We start from the raw sequence: 20,691 nt of genomic DNA, 5'->3' as shown, positions 1-20,691 counted from the left end.
CTCATACAACCGTCTCGCCACCATCGACGACGAGAATCTGGCCGGTCATATAGGACGACCGGTCGGATACGAGAAACAGGATCGCTTCGGCAATCTCATCGACAGTGCCCCATCGGCCTAGCGGCACTCTGTCTTGCATGTAGGCTTCGATCCGGCCGCGGCCACCCATCTGGGCAATGAATGGATCGTTGAACGGAGTATCGACCCAGCCAGGGCACAGCGCGTTGACGCGGATACCGAAGCGGCCATAGTCGCCCGCCATCTGGCGCGTCATCGCAATCACGGCGTGCTTGCTGGTGGTGTAGGCGATCATCTCTCGATCATAGAGCACGCCGGAACTCGAGGAAGTGTTGAGGATCACGCCCTTGCGGGCGGCCTTCATCGCCGGCATCACCAGACGCGCCGCCATGAAATGGGCGCGCACGTTAAGGTCCCACGACCGGTCGAAGCCGTCCGGGTCTACCGTCTCGAGGTCCCCGGAAACCTGAGCGCCGGCGTGGTTGTGCAGGATGTCGATGCGGCCATAACGCGCCAGTACATCCGCAATCACTGCGGAAAGCTCGTCGTCGTCGGTGACGTCGACAGCATATGAATCAGCGTCGTTGCCTTCTGCCCTGATCGTCCCGACCGTTTCCGCGCCTGTCTCGTGGTTTCGATCAAGCACGACGAGGGTCGCGCCTTCGCGCGCCAACAAGACGGCACCAGCTCGTCCGATACCAGAGCCGGCGCCGGTGACCAACGCGACACGATCCTTCAGGATCATTCGACACCTCCTGCCTTTCTGGGTTTTTTCTCGCGCATCAGCAAACGCGCGGCGAAGATGAGGACAAGCGACGCGACGAGTACCGAGGTGGCCACGGCGTTGATCTCAGGCGTCACGCCACGGCGGATTGACGCAAAGACATAGATCGGCAGCGTCGTATTCGACCCTGCGACAAAGAAGGCGACAATGAAGTCGTCGAAAGAGAAGGTGAAGGCGAGGAGGAAGCCTGCGAGGATCGACGGCATGATCTGTGGCAGAACGATCTGGCGGAACGTTCCCAGCGGCGTCGCATAGAGGTCGCTCGACGCCTCGACGATGTCGCGGCCGAGGCTGGCGATTCGTGCTCTGACGATCATCGTCACCACCGCCATCGAGAACAGTCCGTGGGCGGCTATGATCGACGCGTAGCCGAGCCGGAACTGTGGTGGGCGGTCTCCGGGCCATATGCTGGCGACTGCCGGATTGATGACCGAGAAGACCGCGGCGAGCGCGACCAGCGTGGCGATGCCGATGACCACGCCCGGCACCACAATCGCCGCAGCAAACAGCGCGTCGAAGATGGTGCGCATGCGTGGCCCCATACGTTCAATGGCGAGGGCCGCCATTGTGCCTACCACCGCGGCCAAGGCGGCGCTGATGGTCGCGATGACTAGGCTGTTGACGAGTGCCTGGATCAGGAAAGTGTTGGAGAACGCCTTGCTGTACCAGGCCAGCGAGAAGCCGGTGAATTCGCTGGCGCTGCGGCCGGCGTTAAACGAAAATAGCACGACCAGCGCGATCGGTGCGTAGAGGAACAGATACACAGCGAAGACAAGCGCGCGCATCAGACGAGGTCGACCCGCCGGGTGCCAGCGAAGCGCCAGGCGATGCGCATAGCAATCGCCAGCACAACGACTACCACGACGACCAGCGTGACGGCGATCGCCGAACCAAATGGCCAGTTCCGCGACTGCAGAAACAGGTCGACCAGTGCGTTGCCGATGAAGAAAACCTTGCCGCCGCCAAGAAGCTGCGGGATCAGGTATTCGCCGAGCAGCAGGATCGTGACCAGTGCGGTGCCGGTCATGACGCCCGGCATCGACAAGGGCAGGGTCACGCCAATGAATGTCGATAGAGGCCTCGCCCCCAGGTCCGCCGAAGCGTCAAGCAGCCTACGGTCCAGCTTCTCAAGCGACACGTAGATCGGCATGATCATCAGCGGTAGGTAACCGTAGACGATGCCGACCAGCACGGCACCGGGCGTGTTCAGCATTCGGATGTCGGGCAAGCCGATCATGTCCAGGAGGTTTGGCAGACCGCGCGAACCAAGGATGTACATCCACGCGTAGGTACGCACGAGCAAACTTGTCCAGAACGGAACAACGATAAGCGAGACGAGCAACAACCGATGACGCGGTTCGGCGCGTATGGCGAGATAGTAGGCAACTGGGTAGCCGACGACGAGGCACAACATCGCGCCGACCGGCGCCAGCATGAGCGTGTTGGCGAAAGCAGTGGCGCGCGCCGGCAGGTTCAGGAACTGTTCGAAGGTGAATGCAGGCAAATAGCCGCCTTCGGGCGCGCGCTGCCCGAAGGCGAAGACCAGCATTGCGAGGAAGGGCAGAACAAGGAAGCCGAGCAGCCAGAGCGCGGCGGGGGCAGCGAGCCCCGCCGTCACCAGGCTGCGTCGTGTTCCGGCCTGAAGCGCCATGCGTGTGCGATCAGGCCGACTTGAAGCGTGCCATGACCTCGGCACGCGCCGGGTCGGTCAGGGTGACCGCCGCACCGAACTCCAGCTTCGTCAGCGCCGCTTCGTCCGGATAGACGATCTTGTTGCCGGTGAGTTCGGCTGGCAACAGCGCCAGCACGCGGCTATCGGTGGTCGGCGTGCCGTTTGCGATGTGTTCCTTGACCGCGTTTTCAGGCGTCATCAGGTAATCGAGGAGCGCATAGCCGGCAGGCTTGTTCGCGGCGCTGGTCGGGATCGCGTAGAAGTCCGACCAGATCTCGCCTCCGTCCGAGCCGAGAATGAAAGCGATTTCCGGCATGTCACGGTTGAGCTGCGCGCCGTCATTCGTCCAACACATTGTCATCCAGGCGTCGGTGGCGCGCATTGCGGGCTGGTAGTCGCTATTGATGGCGAAGAGGTGCGGCTTCACCTTGATGAGAAGTTCCTCCGCCTTGGCGAGTTCTGCTGCATCGACCGAGTTGAAGCTATAGCCGAGCGAGACCAGCGCGTTGCCGATTGTGGTCAATTGGTAGTCGTGCACCATCGCGCGTCCGTCGCCCTCGGTCTGCGCAACTTCGAAGAATTCCTTCCAGCTCGTCACCGGTGCCTTCAGCTTGCCCGTGTTGACGGCAATGCCGGTGGTGCCCCAGTTCTTTGGTAATGCATAAGCCTTGCCGTCTATTGTGCCCTCGTTGGTAAAGCGCTGGTTCTGCGTCGCCGGATCGAAGTTCGGCACCTTCGAAAGATCGAGCGTGTCGATCAGGCCGAGCTTGGCGTAGGTCGAGATCGTGTAATTGGTTGGCACGAACAGGTCCCAGCCAGTACCGCCGGCCTGCAACTTGGCCAGCATCTCCTCGTTGGAACCGAACACGTTGACCTCGACGGCAACGCCAGTCTTGGCGGTGAAAGCCTCGAATGTCGCCGGATCGTGGTAGTTCGGCCAGGTTGCGAGCGACATCTGCGTGCCGAGTTCCTGGGCATGCGCGTCGAGCGAGAAAACACCCGAGCGGCCCATGATAGCGGCCGCCGCCCCCAGCCCCGTTACAGCGAGAAAATGGCGGCGGGTTACGGAGCCGCGCTTCAGCCGCATGAACTCGGCAGTGAGTTCGGCGGCGGTGATCGGCGTAGTCCTGAACTTGGTCATGCACGTTCCCCTTTTTTTCGTCTGGTTGATTTTTTTATGCCGGAAATATGAGCAGGCTCTCTGGGGCGAAGCTGAGCGTTACCCGTTCGCCCGGATCGATTGTCTGGCGTGCCGCGCTGCGGTCAGCCGTGACCAGCATCTCGCCCAGCCCGTCCGCTGCGATCGCGTATTCCACGAAATTGCCAAGAAAGATGCGGTGCGTCACTGTACCCGCGAAACCGTCACTTCGGTCGCCGCGCGCGATGTGAACCGCTTCTGGCCGCAGCACCGCGGTCGCTGCACCCGGAGCTTTGCGTGGAACCTGTATCGCCCTTCCGTCGGCCAGACGCAGCGAAGCGCCGTCGGCTTCGACTGTGCCGGATATGCGGTTGGTCTTGCCGACGAAATCAGCGACGAACAGTGTCGCCGGCCGGTCGTAGACCTGCTGCGGTGGCGCCATCTGCTCGATACGCCCGGCGTTCATCACGCAGACCAGATCGCTCATCGAAAGAGCCTCTTCCTGGTCATGGGTTACGAGAACGAAGGTGATGCCGAGTTCTCGCTGCAGGCTTTGCAGTTCGATCTGCATTGCTGTTCGGAGCTTTCGGTCGAGGGCCGCCAATGGTTCGTCGAGAAGCAGCACCGAGGGACGGTTGACGATCGCGCGCGCAAGCGCCACCCGTTGCTGTTGGCCGCCGGACATCTCGTCAATGCGACGTGCGGCGAAGCCACCAAGGCGGACCAATTCCAGCGCCTCAAGCGTGCGACGGTCGATCTCGCGGCGATCGATCCGCGGGCGGCGTTGGCGGAGGCCGTAGGAAACGTTAGCTTGGACGTCGAGATGCGGAAACAAGGCGTAGTGCTGGAAAACCATGTTTACAGGGCGCTGGTAGGCAGGCACGCCGTTCATGGACTTGCCGTCAATGAGCACGGTGCCTTCGCTGGGCTGTTCGAAGCCGCCGATCATCCGGAGGCACGTGGTCTTACCGCAGCCCGAGGGGCCGAGTAGGGCAACGAAAGCCCCCTTTGGCACGCCTAGGTCGATCCCGGATACGGCCAGCACCTCGCCGTAGCGTTTGCTTACGCCCTGGAACTCGACGTCATTCGTCGCGGCCCCTGACACCCTGCTTGTCACCGGCGTTGTGGCTCCATCACCCGCAGTTCCCATCAGGCTGAAAGCGACAGGCTAGCGAAAAGCTGCCCGTAAGGGATATACCCCAAGAGAGGTAGTTTCGCGCGTGTCACGCCTCGCGGGGTATAGATTGCGATGACCAAAGGTCCGGATCTCGGCCGCCTGATGGGGGTGGTTTCCACCCTACTGGCGCCCGGTTCCCTTCAAGATCGGGAAGTTGGCGATGCATTCGGCGAGGCTATGGCCGCGTTGGCGCATTTCGATTTCGTCGTAGTTTTCGCTTATCGTCAGGCGGAACGGCCGATCGACCTCTACTCTACGTTCGGGGTGGAAGACTATCAGGTCTTCGTCAGACTCTATCAAAAAGGCCCTTACCTGCTCGACCCCTTCTACCATGCCGCGCGCAACGGCCTGTCGGGTGCTGTGCGCATGTCTGATCTGGCGCCTGACCGTTTCTTCTCGAGTGAGTATTTCCGCACCTACTATTCGCAGACGCGGCTGGCGGAAGAGATCGGCTTCTTCGTGCGCCTGGAGGAGGACACGACGGTTGTGCTCTCGCTTATGCGCCGGACGAGCTCGCGAATCTTTTCGCCGCGCGAGTGGCGGCAGCTCAAGATGGCCGAGCCACTCGTGGATGCGCTGGTAAGGCGCCATTGGGGCAGCCTCGCAACGCGTTTCGTCGACCAGGATGGGCATGGTAGACGCCAGCCAAGCTCCGTACCAGCTCGTGTCGAGGGTGTTTGGGGCAGGCTCAACTTGACCGCACGCGAGGCGGCGATCGTCGATCTGGTCCTTCAAGGGCATTCGTCGGAGGCTGTTGGGCGCCGACTAGGCATCACCACTGGAACCGTCAAGGTTCATCGCCGCAACGTCTACCGAAAGCTCAGCATTTCTTCTCAGACCCAACTCTTGTCTCTGTATCTCAAGAGCATGTAGGCGGGAGCAGTGTTGGCTCCGACAGTCTGTAGCATTTGCAGCCATTCGACGGACAGCGCTATCATGGTCATCGCGTCTGCTTCCGGGGATTGAAAACGTTGAACTGAACGGCCGAGTTGAGGCGCATTGTAGCCTGACTGCAACGGGGCCGGCAGCGGACCAGCAGCTTTTGGCGTCCAAAAGGCAAGAGCGGACGTCCAGGTCACAAGGCATGATGACTATAGGTGACCCGTTGCCGACCTTCGCGGTGACGATACCGCAAGATCCTTAGCTATTGCCTTTAAAACACTCCACAGGGCCAATCGCCATCGCTTCCCTCGCAAGCTTTGGGTGCTGGTGGCTGCGACCGTTCCCTTCTTGGCGTCGCAACGTCCTAGGGCCGCACGAGCCATCGATAGCGATGGCCTGAACATCAGTAGTTGACCATTGCACATTCCAACGTATGCTATAGTAAGGAGAACTCATGCCTCAAAGCTGACAACGGCGACCCTTGATAACTGCTCCCCAATTGCGTGCCGCGAGGGCGCTCCTCGGTATCGACCAACGCAGGCTTGCCGAATTGTCGGGCCTTTCGGTGCCCACAATCCAGCGGATGGAGGCCAGCGGGGCGATGATCCGAGGCAATGTCGATTCGCTGATGAAACTGATTTCGGCTCTTGAGGATGCCGGGATAGAATTGATTGGGGAGGGTGCGACCAGTCAGACCGGCGGGCGCGGCGTTCGGCTAAAAGCAGAGTTCAATTTCGCCAGGACTTCGGGCAGCAGTGGCGTGGAATCCCGCTTCGGGGGAAGGGGCGGGGCGTGATTTCAGCTGCCGCGCTCCTTTTGGGGGGTGTCGCCGCGCTCCTGGGAACCGCGGCACTGGCTGTTGTCGTGGCTCGAAATGGTGCGGCAACGCGGTTGATCTACGGTTCGACACTTGGCGTTTCAGCCGTCGTGTTCGCGATTGTCGCAAGCCACCTGACGAGCGACCCTGCCGGCGCATCGGTTGTCACGCTGCCGCTCGGGCTACCGTGGATCGGTGCTCATTTTCGCCTGGATCCGCTCTCGACGTTTTTTCTCGTCGTCGTCAACCTCGGAGGCGCCGCGGCCAGTCTCTACGGTCTCGGTTATGGTCGCCACGAACCGGCGCCGCATCGGGTTCTACCCTTCTTCCCAGCCTTCCTCGCCGGCATGAATCTTGTCGTGCTGGCGGACGACGCTTTCACGTTCCTGCTTTCCTGGGAGTTTATGTCGCTTGCCTCCTGGGCGCTCGTCATGGCTCACCATCGCGAAAAGGACAATGCAAGGGCGGGCTACATCTATCTCGTCATGGCGAGCTTCGGCACGCTCGCTCTGCTGCTCGCATTCGGTCTGCTGTCCGGACCAGGTGGAAACTACACATTCGACGCAATGCGTGCCGCCGAGCCAAACCAGTTCGTTGCCGCCGCTGTGCTGATCCTCATGCTGCTAGGCGCCGGCTCCAAGGCCGGCCTTGTTCCCCTTCACGTCTGGCTGCCGCTCGCTCATCCGGCGGCGCCGAGCCATGTCTCTGCCCTGATGAGCGGCGTCATGACCAAAGTCGCCGCCTATGGCTTCATGCGCGTCATTTTCGACCTGCTCGGCGAGCCGACATGGTGGTCGAGCGTTGTCGTGCTTTTCCTCGGCGGCCTGACAGCGGTTCTCGGAATCCTCTACGCATTGATGGAAAAGGATCTGAAGCGTCTCCTTGCCTACAGCACGATCGAAAACATCGGCTTCATTTTCGTAAGCCTCGGTCTCGCGCTGGCCTTTGAGGCGAATGCGATGCCTCTCGCTTCGGCGTTGGCGCTCACCGCCGCCCTCTTCCACATTCTCAACCATTCCTTTTTCAAAAGCCTGCTGTTCTTTGGCGCGGGCGCCGTGCTGACGGCGACGGGCGAGCGGGACATGGAGAAGCTGGGCGGTCTCATCCATCGCATGCCGTTGACCAGTTTTGTCTTTCTTGTCGGCTGCGTCTCGATCTCCGCGCTTCCCCCCTTCAACGGGTTCGTCTCCGAATGGCTGGCCTTTCAGGCTATACTGCAGAGCCCGGATCTGCCTCAATGGGGGCTGAAGGTCATGGTGCCCGCTGTCGGCGGCCTGCTGGCGCTCTCGGCGGCACTTGCGGCCGCCTGCTTCGTGAAAGCGTTCGGGATCACGTTTCTCGGCCGGCCACGGACCGCAGCGGTGGAACACGCGCACGAGGTAGACCGCTATTCCCTGGCGGCGATGTTCGCTCTTGCAGCACTTTGCCTGCTCGCCGGCATCCTGCCGGGTCTTGTCATAGACAACCTTTCGTCGGTGACGCTTTCGCTTGTCGGCAACCGCATGCCTGTGCAGATGGCGCAGCCCTGGCTGTCGATCGTGCCGATCGCCGAGAGCCGGAGTTCCTACAATGGTCTTCTGGTGTTCCTGTTCATTGCGGTTTCCGCGTCGCTCGCCGCGTACGTTATCCACCGCTTCGCCTCGCGCGCGCTCCGCCGAGGCCCTGCCTGGGGTTGCGGCTTCCCCGACATAAGTCCAGCCGCGCAATATTCGGCCGTCAGCTTCGCACAGCCGATTCGCCGCGTCTTCGGCACATTCGCATTCCGCGCCACGGAAAAGGTGGAGATGCCGCCACCGGGCGCGACCGGCCCGGCCCGCCTTGATGTCGAAATGCACGATCCGATCTGGGAGACGTTTTATCGGCCGATCGCCGGCGCAATCGGTTTTGCTGCAGAGAGACTCAACCATCTGCAGTTCCTGACGATCCGTCGCTATCTGACCCTCGTCTTTCTCTACCTCGTCACCTTGCTTCTGGTCCTCGCGCTATGGCCCTGATTCTTGAACTGGCGATCCAGGGCGCGCAGATGATGCTGGTGCTGTTGCTTGCGCCGCTTCTGACCGGCTTCGTGCGCAAGGTGAAGGCGAGACTGCTGCGGCGCCAGGGACCTTCGCTCATCCAGCCCTATCGCGATCTTCTGCGGCTCATGCGCAAGGAGGTTGTCCTAGCCGACAACGCGTCCTGGCTGTTCCGAGCCACGCCCTACCTGGTCTTTGCCGCCACCTGGGTTGCTGCTGCGCTAATCCCGACTTTCGCAACCGGCCTCAAATTCAGCTGGACCGCGGACCTCATAGCCATTGTCGCGCTGCTTGGAAGCACACGGTTTTTCCTGGCGCTGGCAGGCATGGATGTCGGCACGAGCTTTGGCGGCATCGGCTCCAGCCGCGAGGTCATGATCGCTTCGCTGGCTGAGCCGGCCATGTTGTTGATCGTCTTCAGTCTGGCGCTCATCGCCGGAGCGACCCAGCTCTCGACGGTCGCCGCCGTTATGGGATCGCCCGACGTCGGGCTGCGGGTATCGCTCGGGATGTCACTCATCGCCCTCGTCATGGTGGCGATCGCCGAAAACGCCCGCATACCGGTCGACAACCCGGCAACGCATCTGGAACTCACCATGGTTCACGAGGCGATGATCCTGGAATATTCCGGTCGCCACCTGGCGATGATCGAGTTCGCCGCCTTCCTGAAACTTCTGCTCTATGTGTCGCTGATCTCCTGCGTCTTCGTACCCTGGGGACTGGTGACCGCCAGCGCCAGCGCGGGGTCCTATGTCCTGGGCGTCATCGTCTACATGGGCAAGCTTGCCGTCTGTGGCGTTCTCCTCGCCCTTTTCGAGACCGCCATCGCCAAAATGCGTGTTTTCCGGGTTCCGAATTTCCTGGGTGCGGCGCTCATGCTGGCCCTGCTCGGCACGCTCCTGCTGTTTGTCTCGCGGAGCCTCTGATGCACGGCCTCACCTTCGACATCGCTCACCTGCTGGCCGGCGGTCTGGTGCTGGTCAGCTTCATGATGCTCTATCAGGATCGCCTCTTTGCGCTGATCAACGTCTTCGCGCTGCATGCCGTCGTCCTCGCTTTGTCCGTGGCCTGGCAGGCCTACATTCAGGACGCCCATCATCTCTACGTCACAGCGGCGATCGCCCTCGTTTTCAAGGCGATCGTCATTCCCGTCGGGCTTCACCGCATCATTCAGCGCCTCGGCATCCATCGTGACATCGAGACCGCCGTTGGCATCGGTCCGACCATGCTCGCAGGAATAGGTCTGGTCACCTTGTCCATGGTCCTGATGCTGCGAGTCACTCCGGAAGCCGATCCGCTGGCGCGCGAGGATCTGGCCTTCGCGCTATCCATAATATTGCTTGGCCTCCTGGTGATGGTGACCCGCCGAAATGCCGTCAGCCAGGTTGTCGGGTTCATGTCGCTCGAGAACGGTCTGGTCCTTGCCGCCACAGGCGCCAAGGGCATGCCGCTGGTCGTCGAGATCAGCGTCGCCTTCTCGATCCTCATTGCGTTCATCGTCATCGGCGTTTTCCTGTTCCGGATTCGCGAACGGTTCGACTCGGTGGATATCGGCGCACTCGACGACTACAGGGGAGAACGCCGATGACCGCGTTCTCCTTCGATGCAGTGGCGGCCATTTTACTGATACCCGTCGGTGCGGCCGCACTGCTGGCAGCGTTCCCGAACTACCGGGTCACGGCGCGCCTGAACGTCGCCGCAAGCTTCCTCACCCTGCTCGCAGCTCTTTCGCTGCTCGTCACGGATCGGCCCCAGCCGGGACAGTACCTGCTCGTCGACGATCTCAATATCGTTTTCATCGTTCTCAACACGTTCGTCGGCTTTACGACCAGCGTCTTCAGCGCCTCCTACATCGCTCACGAACTGGAGACCGGCCGCCTGACCGTGTCGAATTTGCGATTCTACCACGCAATGTTTCAGATCATGATGTTCGGCATGAACCTCGCGTTCGTGTCGAACAATATCGGTTTGATGTGGGTGGCGGTGGAGCTTGCAACGCTGACGACCGTGCTCATGGTCGGTCTCTACCGCACGCATGAAGCGCTGGAGGCGGCCTGGAAGTATTTCATTCTGGGCAGCGTCGGCATCGCGCTTGCGCTCTTTGGCACCATCCTCGTCTACATGGCCGCACAGCCGGTCGTCGGCGAGGGCACGAATGCTATGGTCTGGACAGTGCTCATAGTGCATGCAGCGCGCTTCGACCCGGCCTTGCTTAACGTCGCCTTCGTCTTTCTGCTGCTTGGCTATGGGACGAAGGTTGGCCTTGCCCCTCTGCATGCCTGGCTGCCTGACGCCCATGCCGAAGGCCCGACACCGATCTCCGCGGTGTTGTCGGGATTGCTCCTCAACGTCGCGCTCTATGCCGTGCTGCGCTTCAAGCTGTTGCTGGCCGCCAGTCCGGACGCGATTGCGCCTGGACCGTTGATGATCACAATGGGGCTCACGTCCCTCATCTTCGCGGCCTTCATGCTCTACCGCCGCCGCGACATCAAACGCCTGTTCGCATATTCCTCGATCGAGCACATGGGCATCATAGTATTTGCTTTCGGCATGGGCGGCCCACTCGCCAACTTTGCCGGCCTGCTGCACATGGTGATGCACAGCCTGACCAAGTCGGCAATCTTCTTTGCAGTCGGCCACATTTCGCAGGTTAAGGGCACACAAAAGATCGCCGACATTAGCGGGCTGACGGAAACCCATCCCGGACTGGGCTGGGCGCTGGTCATGGGCGTCGTCGCCATCGCCGGCCTTCCGCCGCTGGGCATCTTCATGAGCGAATTCCTCGTCGTAAGTTCGACATTTGCCAGACAGCCGCTGCTGGCGATACCGCTGGTATTCGGGCTTCTGCTTGCCTTTGGCGCTCTGCTGCTCCGGTTGACCGGTGTCGCCTTCGGTGAGCCGCGCGGCAGCACCGCACCGGCAGAGGCATCCTACGTGCCGATGTATTCCCACCTGGCGCTGGTATTTGCTGCCGGCATCTATCTGCCGCCGCCTCTCGTCACGTGGTTCCAGCATGTCGCGAGGATTCTGGGATGAAGCGGGCGACCAGGAAAAGCTTACCCGCGCTGGCCGATATCATCCTTGCTGGTCAACGCATTGAACATCACGCTCCGTGGGCGCGCGCCGTGGTGACTCCGAAAGGCTGGAACGTCGCAGTCGAACAACTCGCAGGAGGCCGCTGGAACCTGCTCGGCCTCTGGGGTGAGCCGGGTACCGTCCACATGGCGCTTGTCGACGAGGTTCGAGACATCGGCGTCATCAGTCTGGAATGCCCTGATGGTCGCTATCCCTCGGTCGGCAAGTTGCATCCGCCGGCATTGCGCCTTGAGCGTGCGGCCGCCGACCTGTTCGGGTTCTTGCCGCAGGGGCTGCCGGATCCCCGCCCGTGGCTCGATCACGGCCAATGGGGCATCAGCCATCCGTTGGGACAGGCCATTCCAGCGCCTGTGTCGGCACATCCCTACAACTTCCTGCCCGCCGAGGGTGAGAGCCTGCACCAGATTCCGGTTGGACCGGTGCATGCAGGCATCATCGAGCCAGGCCATTTTCGATTTACCGCAAGCGGCGAAACGATCGTTCGACTGGAAGAGCGTCTTGGCTATGTGCACAAAGGCATAGAAGGCCTGATGGCGGGTTCGCATATTGATCGTGCCGCCGAACTTGCAGGCAGAACGTCCGGCGACAGCACCGTGGCGTATTCTCTGGCTTTTGCCCGTGCGATCGAAGCGGCACGGGGTGTCGAGGCTCCACGGCGGGCCGTCTGGCTGCGAGCGCTAATGGCCGAGTTGGAGCGCCTGGCGAACCATCTGGGAGATATCGGCGCCATCTGCAACGACGCCGCCTTCGCACTCATGCATGCCCACTGCGGCGTGCTGCGCGAGCGCGTGTTGCGCGCGAGCGATGCGGCCTTCGGCCACCGAATGATGCGCGATCGTATCGTGACTGGGGGGATAGCAAGCAACCTCAACGATGAGGGGGCGACCGCGATCCGGTCTCTGATCGGCGAGATCAGGCGGCGGTTCCCGGCTCTGATCAAACTTTACGACAACACCACGTCGCTGCAAGACCGGACAGTCGCGACCGGCAAGCTAGAAACGGAACTGGCCCGGCAGTATGCAGCGGGAGGATATGTCGGCCGGGCTTCCGGCCAGGATTTCGATGCCCGGCGTACGCCCGGCTATCCGCCTTATGACGATCTCGCCTTCGACGTGCCTGTCCTGCGGGAGGGCGACGTCAATGCCCGTGTCTGGATTCGTATCCGCGAGGTCGAGCAGAGCATTTCCCTGGTCGACCAAATCCTGCAACGGCTGCCTGACGGCCCGGTCCGTGTCGATGTTGCGGAGGCGAATGGGCCAGGTGAAGGCATGGCGCTCGTCGAGGGTTTCCGTGGCGACATTCTCGTCTGGCTCCGCATCTCCGAAGGCAACGTGGTGGAGCGCTGTCATCTGCGCGATCCGTCATGGTTCCAATGGCCGCTTCTCGAAGCAGCCATCGAGGGGAACATCGTCGCCGACTTTCCGCTTTGCAACAAGTCGTTCAACTGCTCCTATTCCGGTCACGATCTCTGAAGGCAGGCTGTCATGCGCAAGCTCCTCTTCAATGGCCTGATCCAGCCGCCCCTCACCGAGCGTTCGCCATCGGCGAGCGACTCGGCGGTCGACGAGCTCGCCCGGGCGCTGGTTGGCGCTGCTCGCAAACGGCTGGGGCGAAGCCTGTCGATCCGTGCCGTCGACGCGGGTTCCTGCAACGGCTGCGAACTTGAAATGCATGCGCTCAACAACGCATTCTACGACATCGAGCGTTTCGGAATCCGTTTCGTTGCTTCGCCGCGACATGCCGATGTGCTGCTCGTCACCGGACCAGTCACCAAAAACATGCGCGAGGCCTTGAAGCGAACCTACGATGCAACACCGAACCCCAAATGGGTCGTCGCTATCGGCGGCTGCGCCAAGGATGGAGGGTGTTTCGCGGGGAGCTACGCTGTCGTGGGCGGGGTATCGGAGGTGCTGCCGGTCGATCTGCATATACCCGGCTGCCCACCGCCGCCGATCGAGATTCTAAGAGGGCTGCTCGCGTTGCTTGACGGGGTGAACGTACCAAAGCGCACTCTGTGAGGTGGGATGTCGCGGTTGCTGCTGTTTCAAGCTGGTCTGGCCGCGGCGTTCATTCAATTCATAGCTGCGGGAACAGTGCCATTTGCCGTGTTTCTGACGGTCCAACAGGAGCTGATTGTTCTGGCACCTCCGAACATCGATGGCGATGTCGAATCCAAAATGGACTCACTTCTGCCTCTTCTGCGATGGATTTACCTCTTGATCGCTTTGGGGGTAGCGCTGACCGGTGATCGATTCATTGATTTCACCGCTACGCGCATCCGTCTTGCATCCCGCCTTATGCGTCCGATTGAACCGGATCATGCGACGAAAAGCCTGCTGACCCAAGTTACGTTAGCCTCGGTCGGGATGGCGATATTGGCGCTTCGCCCACCGCCAGATTTGTTGATCGCGGCTGCCCGCTATCTCGGACCTGGTTGGATCGCCTCGGCCACACAATCCTACCCCACAGCGCGATCGGCAACAAGCCGCCGATATCGCTCATGAAAGGCTCCTCGGCGGCCGTTCCGCCCTGAGCCTCCCACCCCGGAAGTTCCTGCCCGGGGCGATCCAAAGACGGGGAGCAGCTCAAAAACCGTGTAATGAGGGTGCGTCACAGGCATCCATTAAGGATCAGTGAGACGGTAGCCTGCGACACCCCTGCCGAGCGAGCCACATCGACCATGGTCGGGCGCGCTCGCCGCACCGCATTGATTGTCGTGTCACCAGCGCTCACGGTCTCCGCCCTTTCCGTTCCAAGTCCGGGCGGGTCCAAGGATTTTGTGCGGACCTAGCAACGGATGAGGTGGCGAAGTCCCAAGTGATATCGATGCAATCCGCGCCATTGAGAGAACCGCGTCGCTGATACCATTTGTGCGGCGCTCCAAGCAGGCCGCCGATCAATGCCTCGCCGGACCATCGCTTTTACCTGCGCGCAATTCGAGATGGCAGAGTTTCTGGACGATGCCGGATGGATAGGCGCCTGCATGTGCGGGGAACTGGGCGAGAATCGCCTCGGCGATTGAGACGCCGATATCTCGGAGCGAAACGCTGAAGCAGGTGACTGACGGTTCGAGGAACCGAACGGTCGGTTCGTCCCTGAACGCTATGACCGCGAGGTCCTGGCCAGGCACGAGCCCCAGTTCCGCCAGCCTGCGGTAGATGCCGATCGCCGCCACCTCGTAGATGAGGAGGATCGCTGTCGGCGGCACGTCGAGGGCAATCATTTTGTCGACGAGCCGGTAGCCGGCCTGCTCATTGCGCCGCGTCTCGAAAACGAGGTGCGGATCGAAGTCCAGCCCATGACGCCGAAGCGCAGCCCGGTAGGCCTGCTCGAACACGGCTCCGAAATTCACGCCTCCGTACGGCAGCGTCACTGCTATGCGGCTATGCCCCTGCGACACGAAGCGGTCCATGGCTGTGTTCACGACGCCTTCGAAGTCCAGGTCAATCCAGGAGTATCCGTCCCCAGAAGTGCTCCGTCCAAGCGTCACGAAGGGGATGCCGACCGACTGAAGCAGGTCCACGCGCGGGTCGACGCGCTGGGTTGACGCCAGAATGATGCCATCAACCACACCCCGCGCCACGAAGCGTTCGAGATACTGGTAGCGATCCTGTGTTGTCGGGCACGGCAATACCAACAGGTCCAGACCGTGTCGGGTCAGCACGCTCTGCACCCCGTCGAAGACACCCATGAAAAAGTAATCGCTGCTGGCAGCGGTTTCAGGATCAAGTTCGATCATGAAGCCGATCGAGCGCGTCGTGCCCTGCGCCAGTGCGCGGGCGGCCTGGTTGGGTGCGTAGCCGAGGCGTGCCGCCGCCTCCAAGACCTTTCGCCTGGTCTCTTCACTCACGTCGCGCTTGCCGTTGAGCGCCCGCGAGACCGTGCCGGTGGAGATGCCCAACTCCTTCGCCAGTCGCGCGATGCCTCGCATTCTTGGTATGGTTCCCCCAGCGCCGAAAAACAGGCAATTGACACGGTTATCGAGCAAAGTATAGTTCCGTAAACGCTTACGGAGAAACGTAAGCGCTTACGAACGTCTAGGCGCTTGCGGGCGTGTGCTGATTGCCGGGGAGGGGAATTTGCGCAAAAAGGCCATCCTGGTCGGATGTGGCAACATGGCTGCCACCTGGGTGCGCGCGCTTCGCGAGCCGGCCCTGAAGGACCGGGTCGTGCTGACCGGCCTCGTTGACCTCGACCTTGCTGCCGCCGAGCGGCTGCGCAGCGAGTTCGACATCTCGGAATGTCCCGCCGGTATCGACCTGGATGGGATGCTGTCAGACTTGCGGCCGCAGATCGTGTTCGACGTCGCCGTTCCCTCGGCGAGGCTTGACGTCGTGAAAACGAGCCTTGGCCGCGGATGTCACGTCCTCAGCGAAAAGCCGATGGCGACCACTATGGAAGACGCCCGCAAGATTCGGCAGGCGGCGTCGCGGGCCGGACGCCTGTTCGCGGTGTGCCAGAACAGACGGTTCAAGGAGGGTATCCGACGGGTCCGCGCCACAATCGAGAGCGGCCTACTCGGAACCGTGAACGCGATCCATTGCGACTTCTTCGTCGGGGCGCATTTCGGCGGCTTCCGGGACGTGATGCAGCACGTTCTGCTACTCGACATGGCGATCCACACCTTCGACGCGGCGCGGTTCCTCTCCGGGCAGGAACCGGTCGCGGTCTACTGCCATGAGAGCAATCCGTCGGGTTCCTGGTACGCGTACGGCTCGGCCGCGAATGCGATTTTCGAGTTCACCGGCGATGTCATTTTCACCTATCGCGGTTCGTGGAGCGCCGAGGGCGCCAACACCAGCTGGGATTCGGCATGGAGGATCGTGGGGCCGAGAGGCACGCTCTTGTGGGACGGCGAAGACCACTTCGCCTTGAATGTCGTCGACGGCAATGACGGCTTCTTCCGCCCACTGAGACAAGTCGACGTTCCGCCGGCGCCTGATCCGCGCCTTGCGAATGGGCATGTGAGCGTCATCGACGACTTCCTGGGGGCGATAGAAAACGGCCGCGAACCGGAAACCAGCGGCCGCGACAACATCAGAAGCCTGGCGATGGTGTTTTCGGCCATCGAAAGCGCCGCGGCGCGCAGGCGGGTTCCGATCGACGTGCAGGAGGCAGCGTGAACAACCCGGCAAAGTCCATACGCATCGGAACCATGATCAACGCCACGGGAGGCAATGCCGCAGAGCGAATCGCGGAGATCGCCGATCTCGGCTTTGAGAGCTTCGAGCCGTTTTTCTGGCAGACGACGAACGGGCAGAATCTTGGTGAACTGGGCAGGCGTTGCCAGGATGCGATCGGGAACCGAGACATCACCATTTCGACCCTCGGCATGTTCGGCAATCCGCTTGAGACGGGCGAGCTGGACCTGGCGACGCTGGAGGGCTGGAAGTCGTGCATCGACAACGCCCACCATTTCGGCGCGACCTGCGTGGCTGGCTTCACCGGCCGCCTGCGCGGCAGGCCGCTGGTCGAGAGCCTGCCGCGTTACAGGGAGGTTTGGTCTGACCTAGCCAGGCGCGCCGCCGACAAGGGCATCAAGATTGCCTTCGAAAATTGCGCGATGAACGGCAACTGGGAGACGGGCGATTGGAACATCGCCCACAATCCGGACGCCTGGGAACTCATGTTCAACGAAACGCCTGACCAGCATGTCGGCCTCGAATGGGAGCCGTGCCATCAGCTCGTCTATCTCATCGATCCGCTGCCGCAGATCAGGAAATGGGCCGATCGCATATTCCATGTCCATGGCAAGGACGCGACCGTGCGCTGGGATGTCATCCGCGAGCACGGCATCTTCGGCAAACATCCGTTCGTCTTCATGCGCACCCCGGGTTTCGGGGACAGCAACTGGACCGACATCATCAGCGAGTTGCGCCTCGCCGGCTGGTCCGGGTCGATCGACATCGAGGGCTGGCACGATCCGGTCTACCGCGATGCGCTCGAAATGACCGGACAGGTAGCGGCGCTCAACCACCTCAAGCAGTCCCGAGGTGGCGATTTCGTGAATCTTACCGCGCACTACGAGGGGGGAGATCCATCGCTGGGGCGTGGTGAGTAGGGAGCAATGCCGGCCGCGAAGCGACCGGCCAACCGTGCGACAGCACAAAGGGAGGAAGTGATGATTTACGGCAGGACTTCTCTAAAAGCATTTGCAATGGCATCCGTGGCGCTGGCGTCCATGGCGACTGCCGCCGGCGCCGAAGCGCTGCGCGACAAGTGGTGCAGCGATGTCACGATCCGCTTCTTCGCGGGCGGCGCGGAGGGCGACGCATTCGCCTCGATCGTGTACAATGGGGCCGTGCAGGCCGCCCACGATACGGGAGCCAAGGTCGACTACGTCTTCTCGGGCTGGAAGGCAGAGACGATGGTGCAGCAGCTGCGCGAAGCGGTAGCGGCGAAACCCGATGGGATCGCCATGATGGGCCATGCGGGCGAGGCCGCCATAATGCCGCTTGCCGAGGAGGCGTCCAGCGCGGGCATCAAGATGATGTACCAGAACGTGCCGCTTCCTGCTGTCGTGGCAAAGTTCGGCGGCGGCTACGTCGGTGCCCAGCAAGGCCCGCAAGGCACGGCGCTTGGCGAAGAGTCGGTGCGGCGCTTCGGGCTGAAGGCGGGCGACGAAGTGCTCGTGTTCGGTCCGTTCGACCAGCAGCCCGAACGTTACGTCCGCGAGGGTGCGGCCGCCGACGCGCTTGAGGCGGCAGGTCTGACGGTCACGCGCATGCCTTCGCCGACGGAATGGGCCGCCGATCCCAACCTGGCGATCCCGGTCATCACCGCGGCGCTGACCAGCAAGCCCAACATCAAGGCGATCGTCTATCCGGGAGGCCAGCTCTTGGGAAACGCGCCTGCATACATGAAGGCCGCGGGCAAGAAGCCGGGTGAGGTCGTGCAGATCGGCTTCGACACGAGCCCGCAGATTGTCGAAGCTTTCAAGGAAGGCTGGGTACAACTCACCGCGGATCAGCAGCCCTTCCTGCAAGGGTATCTGCCTATCCTCAGCCTCTGCCAGCAGGCGGTGTACGGCCTTGCGGCAATCAATGTGGATACCGGCGCCGGGTTCGTGACGCCCGACAACTACGAGACGGTGGCCGATCTCGCGACACAGGGCCTGCGCTAAGCGAAAAACGGCGCCGTCGGCAACGACGGCGCCCATCTGCGGAGGAACCATGACCGCACCCATCATCGAGTTGCGAAACATCACCAAGTCGTACGGGACGATCTATGCGCTTGGCGGAGTGAGCCTTCACGTCAACCAGGGGGAGGTGGTCGGGCTGCTCGGCGACAACGGCGCCGGCAAGTCGACGCTGATCAAGATCCTTGCCGGCGTCATCAAGCCGACTTCCGGCGAGATTCTGGTTAACGGCAGCGCCGTCAGCAACTGGAGCCCGGCGCGATCCCGCGGCGCCGGAATAGAAACCGTCTATCAGGATCGCGCGCTGGCGGTGCAGCAATCGATCGTGCGCAACATCTTCATGGGACGCGAACTGGCGGGCCCCTTTGGCTGGCTCAACATGCGCAAGCAGGTTGCGGAGGCCGAGCGGCTGATGCGCGAGATCGGCTTCACGTCGAAAGTGTTTTCGCCGCACTCGATCGTCGGCCAGCTCTCCGGTGGGGAGCGGCAAGGTGTGGCTATCGCACGCGCCATCCTCAAGCAGGCCAATTTGATCGTGCTCGACGAGCCGACGACCGCGCTGTCGCTGACGGAAACCGCCAAGGTCTTCCATTTCGTCCGCCAGGTGCGCGCGTCCGGCCGGTCGATCGTGTTCATAGGCCACAACATCCATCACGTCTACGACATCGCCGAGCGCTTCGTGGTGATAGATCGGGGCAAGGTCGCGATGGAGAAGAAGAAGGCCGATGTGGGCTCGGCGCACGAGTTGATCCAGTTCATGGAAGACATCGCCAAGCCGCATCACACGAGAGAGGTTGCATGATGACCGATGTTGCCCGAGCAACGCCCCCGGTTTCGGTGGACAGGCACCCTGCCGAGCGCCCTCTGCGTCGGTTCATCATAGGCAATCGGGCGGCCCTGGGCTCGCTTGCGATCTTCTGGCTCATGCTGCTCGCCTTCTTCGTAGCAAACCCCACAGTGTTCTCGAACTGGGGTCTCTATACGGCGGTGATGACCACCTTGCCCGTAACGCTGTTCCTGGTCGCACCGCTGGTCTTTGTCGTGACGTCCGGCGAGATCGACCTGTCATTCCCGGCTGTCATGGGGCTTGCCTCCCTGGCATTCGCCGTGGTCGTGCAAGCCGGATACGACCCGCTTCTCGCCATGATGGCTGCGATTGCGTTCGGCACTGTTCTGGGCTTCGGCGTCGGCGCGCTCGTCGTCTACGGCGGGCTGTCCTCGCTGGTGGCGACGCTGGGAATGAACTTCATGCTGCGCGGTGTCATCCTGATCGTCACGAACTCGAAATCGATCGCAATGCCGGACCTTGTCGATAGCCTGGCTTTCAAGCTGTTCTCCAGCAAGGTGTTCGGGGTTCCCGTCCAGATGTTCTGGGCTGTCCTGTTCGTGGCCTTCTGCGCGATGCTCTACAACCGTCACAGGTTCGGCGCCCATGTGCACGTGGTCGGCGACAACCCCGACAGCGCCAATGAAATGGGAATTAACGTCAATTGGACCCGCGTGAAGGTGTTCGGCTTGATGGGGCTCGGGGCCGCGCTTGCCGGCGTGTTCTCGACCATGATCAACTTCACTTGGTGGCCGACCTCGGGCGACGGTTACCTGTTGCCGGTGATCGCGTCGGTGTTCGTCGGCGGCACGCCGCCATGGGGTGGAATAGGCACCGTGGTCGGCGGGGCGATCGGCGCGGTAACCGTTTCGTTCATCCAGACCGGGGTGGTCGGCGTAGGACTGTCCGGCTTCTACGTGCAGTTCTTCTATGGCTTGATCATCATACTATCGCTCCTCGGACACCGTTGGAACCAAGTCCGCTATCGCTAGCCTGGAAACGAACTGAGCCAATCAGTTCCGACATGGTGACGAAAACGGGTCGGACACGAACTCAAGCTTAACGCTCCGACGAGCTGTTTAAGCCATCAGCGCTGCGTTTGCTGCAGAGGTCGTGCAGCCTGCGTTG

General features: G+C 61.8%; 21 protein-coding genes. 14 read left to right on the top strand and 7 right to left on the bottom strand.

All coding sequences use genetic code 11. The annotated features are described in order from the left end of the window. Position 1 precedes the first annotated feature (1 nt). Genes ABLE71_RS21590 through ABLE71_RS21570 form a run of 5 tightly spaced genes read right to left on the bottom strand, consistent with a single transcriptional unit; the run spans position 2 to position 4,717 of the window. Complete coding sequence (locus tag ABLE71_RS21590) at positions 2-763, bottom strand: SDR family oxidoreductase (protein WP_348785535.1); 762 nt, start codon at positions 761-763, stop codon at positions 2-4. Then, complete coding sequence (locus tag ABLE71_RS21585) at positions 760-1,587, bottom strand: ABC transporter permease (protein WP_348785534.1); 828 nt, start codon at positions 1,585-1,587, stop codon at positions 760-762. Before ABLE71_RS21585 ends, ABLE71_RS21590 begins: the two co-directional genes overlap by 4 nt. Next, entirely contained in the window at positions 1,587-2,453 is an 867-nt protein-coding gene (locus ABLE71_RS21580; RefSeq protein ID WP_348785533.1) for an ABC transporter permease, read from the bottom strand. The genes ABLE71_RS21585 and ABLE71_RS21580 overlap by 1 nt, the downstream gene beginning before the upstream one ends. Positions 2,454-2,463: 10 nt before the next feature. Next, positions 2,464-3,615, bottom strand: coding sequence for a spermidine/putrescine ABC transporter substrate-binding protein (locus tag ABLE71_RS21575; protein WP_348785532.1), 1,152 nt, complete (start codon positions 3,613-3,615; stop codon positions 2,464-2,466). A gap of 34 nt (positions 3,616-3,649) precedes the next feature. Beyond that, complete coding sequence (locus tag ABLE71_RS21570) at positions 3,650-4,717, bottom strand: ABC transporter ATP-binding protein (RefSeq protein ID WP_348785531.1); 1,068 nt, start codon at positions 4,715-4,717, stop codon at positions 3,650-3,652. A gap of 174 nt (positions 4,718-4,891) precedes the next feature. Between ABLE71_RS21570 and ABLE71_RS21565 the strand changes: the two genes are divergently transcribed. The 9 genes from ABLE71_RS21565 (at position 4,892) to ABLE71_RS21525 (ending at position 14,103) form a co-directional block, all read left to right on the top strand. Further along, entirely contained in the window at positions 4,892-5,662 is a 771-nt protein-coding gene (locus ABLE71_RS21565; RefSeq protein WP_348785597.1) for a helix-turn-helix transcriptional regulator, read from the top strand. Positions 5,663-6,152: 490 nt separating this feature from the next. Next, positions 6,153-6,467 carry a helix-turn-helix transcriptional regulator gene (locus ABLE71_RS21560; protein WP_348785530.1) on the top strand — a complete coding sequence of 105 codons (315 nt, stop codon included), beginning with the start codon at positions 6,153-6,155 and terminating at the stop codon, positions 6,465-6,467. Next, a complete protein-coding gene (hyfB, locus tag ABLE71_RS21555) occupies positions 6,467-8,482 on the top strand; it encodes a hydrogenase 4 subunit B (RefSeq protein WP_348785596.1) in 2,016 nt (671 codons plus the stop codon). Before ABLE71_RS21560 ends, hyfB begins: the two co-directional genes overlap by 1 nt. After that, on the top strand, positions 8,473-9,429 hold the full coding sequence (locus ABLE71_RS21550) for an NADH-quinone oxidoreductase subunit H (protein WP_348785529.1): 957 nt from the start codon (positions 8,473-8,475) through the stop codon (positions 9,427-9,429). Before hyfB ends, ABLE71_RS21550 begins: the two co-directional genes overlap by 10 nt. Continuing rightward, positions 9,429-10,091: a hydrogenase-4 component E gene (locus ABLE71_RS21545; protein WP_348785528.1), complete on the top strand. Its 663-nt coding sequence runs from the start codon at positions 9,429-9,431 to the stop codon at positions 10,089-10,091. Before ABLE71_RS21550 ends, ABLE71_RS21545 begins: the two co-directional genes overlap by 1 nt. Continuing rightward, on the top strand, positions 10,088-11,539 hold the full coding sequence (locus tag ABLE71_RS21540; protein ID WP_348785527.1) for a hydrogenase 4 subunit F: 1,452 nt from the start codon (positions 10,088-10,090) through the stop codon (positions 11,537-11,539). Before ABLE71_RS21545 ends, ABLE71_RS21540 begins: the two co-directional genes overlap by 4 nt. Further along, entirely contained in the window at positions 11,536-13,071 is a 1,536-nt protein-coding gene (locus tag ABLE71_RS21535) for an NADH-quinone oxidoreductase subunit C (protein WP_348785526.1), read from the top strand. Before ABLE71_RS21540 ends, ABLE71_RS21535 begins: the two co-directional genes overlap by 4 nt. Positions 13,072-13,083: 12 nt before the next feature. Further along, complete coding sequence (locus ABLE71_RS21530) at positions 13,084-13,617, top strand: NADH-quinone oxidoreductase subunit B family protein (protein ID WP_348785525.1); 534 nt, start codon at positions 13,084-13,086, stop codon at positions 13,615-13,617. Positions 13,618-13,623: 6 nt separating this feature from the next. After that, positions 13,624-14,103, top strand: a complete 480-nt coding sequence (locus ABLE71_RS21525; RefSeq protein ID WP_348785524.1) for a hypothetical protein — start codon at positions 13,624-13,626, stop codon at positions 14,101-14,103. A 106-nt stretch (positions 14,104-14,209) separates the two neighbouring features. On the opposite strand, the gene ABLE71_RS21520 is transcribed toward ABLE71_RS21525, so the two are convergent. Both ABLE71_RS21520 and ABLE71_RS21515 read right to left on the bottom strand, forming a co-directional pair. After that, entirely contained in the window at positions 14,210-14,281 is a 72-nt protein-coding gene (locus tag ABLE71_RS21520; protein ID WP_348785595.1) for a LacI family DNA-binding transcriptional regulator, read from the bottom strand. A 214-nt stretch (positions 14,282-14,495) separates the two neighbouring features. After that, on the bottom strand, positions 14,496-15,530 hold the full coding sequence (locus tag ABLE71_RS21515) for a substrate-binding domain-containing protein (protein WP_348785523.1): 1,035 nt from the start codon (positions 15,528-15,530) through the stop codon (positions 14,496-14,498). A 148-nt stretch (positions 15,531-15,678) separates the two neighbouring features. Between ABLE71_RS21515 and ABLE71_RS21510 the strand changes: the two genes are divergently transcribed. The 5 genes from ABLE71_RS21510 (at position 15,679) to ABLE71_RS21490 (ending at position 20,555) form a co-directional block, all read left to right on the top strand. Next, on the top strand, positions 15,679-16,722 hold the full coding sequence (locus ABLE71_RS21510) for a Gfo/Idh/MocA family oxidoreductase (protein WP_348785522.1): 1,044 nt from the start codon (positions 15,679-15,681) through the stop codon (positions 16,720-16,722). Then, a complete protein-coding gene (locus ABLE71_RS21505) occupies positions 16,719-17,660 on the top strand; it encodes a sugar phosphate isomerase/epimerase (RefSeq protein WP_348785521.1) in 942 nt (313 codons plus the stop codon). Before ABLE71_RS21510 ends, ABLE71_RS21505 begins: the two co-directional genes overlap by 4 nt. Positions 17,661-17,756: 96 nt before the next feature. Beyond that, positions 17,757-18,722 (top strand): substrate-binding domain-containing protein, encoded by a 966-nt coding sequence (locus tag ABLE71_RS21500; RefSeq protein ID WP_348785520.1) that lies wholly within the window; start codon positions 17,757-17,759, stop codon positions 18,720-18,722. A gap of 49 nt (positions 18,723-18,771) precedes the next feature. Then, complete coding sequence (locus ABLE71_RS21495) at positions 18,772-19,539, top strand: ATP-binding cassette domain-containing protein (RefSeq protein ID WP_348785519.1); 768 nt, start codon at positions 18,772-18,774, stop codon at positions 19,537-19,539. After that, positions 19,536-20,555 (top strand): ABC transporter permease, encoded by a 1,020-nt coding sequence (locus ABLE71_RS21490; RefSeq protein WP_348785518.1) that lies wholly within the window; start codon positions 19,536-19,538, stop codon positions 20,553-20,555. The genes ABLE71_RS21495 and ABLE71_RS21490 overlap by 4 nt, the downstream gene beginning before the upstream one ends. Positions 20,556-20,691 lie beyond the last annotated feature (136 nt).

This window comes from Mesorhizobium sp. KR9-304 (assembly GCF_040049215.1).
Classification (GTDB): Bacteria; Pseudomonadota; Alphaproteobacteria; order Rhizobiales; family Rhizobiaceae; genus Mesorhizobium_K.
This window is presented reverse-complemented; position numbering and strand designations above follow the sequence as displayed.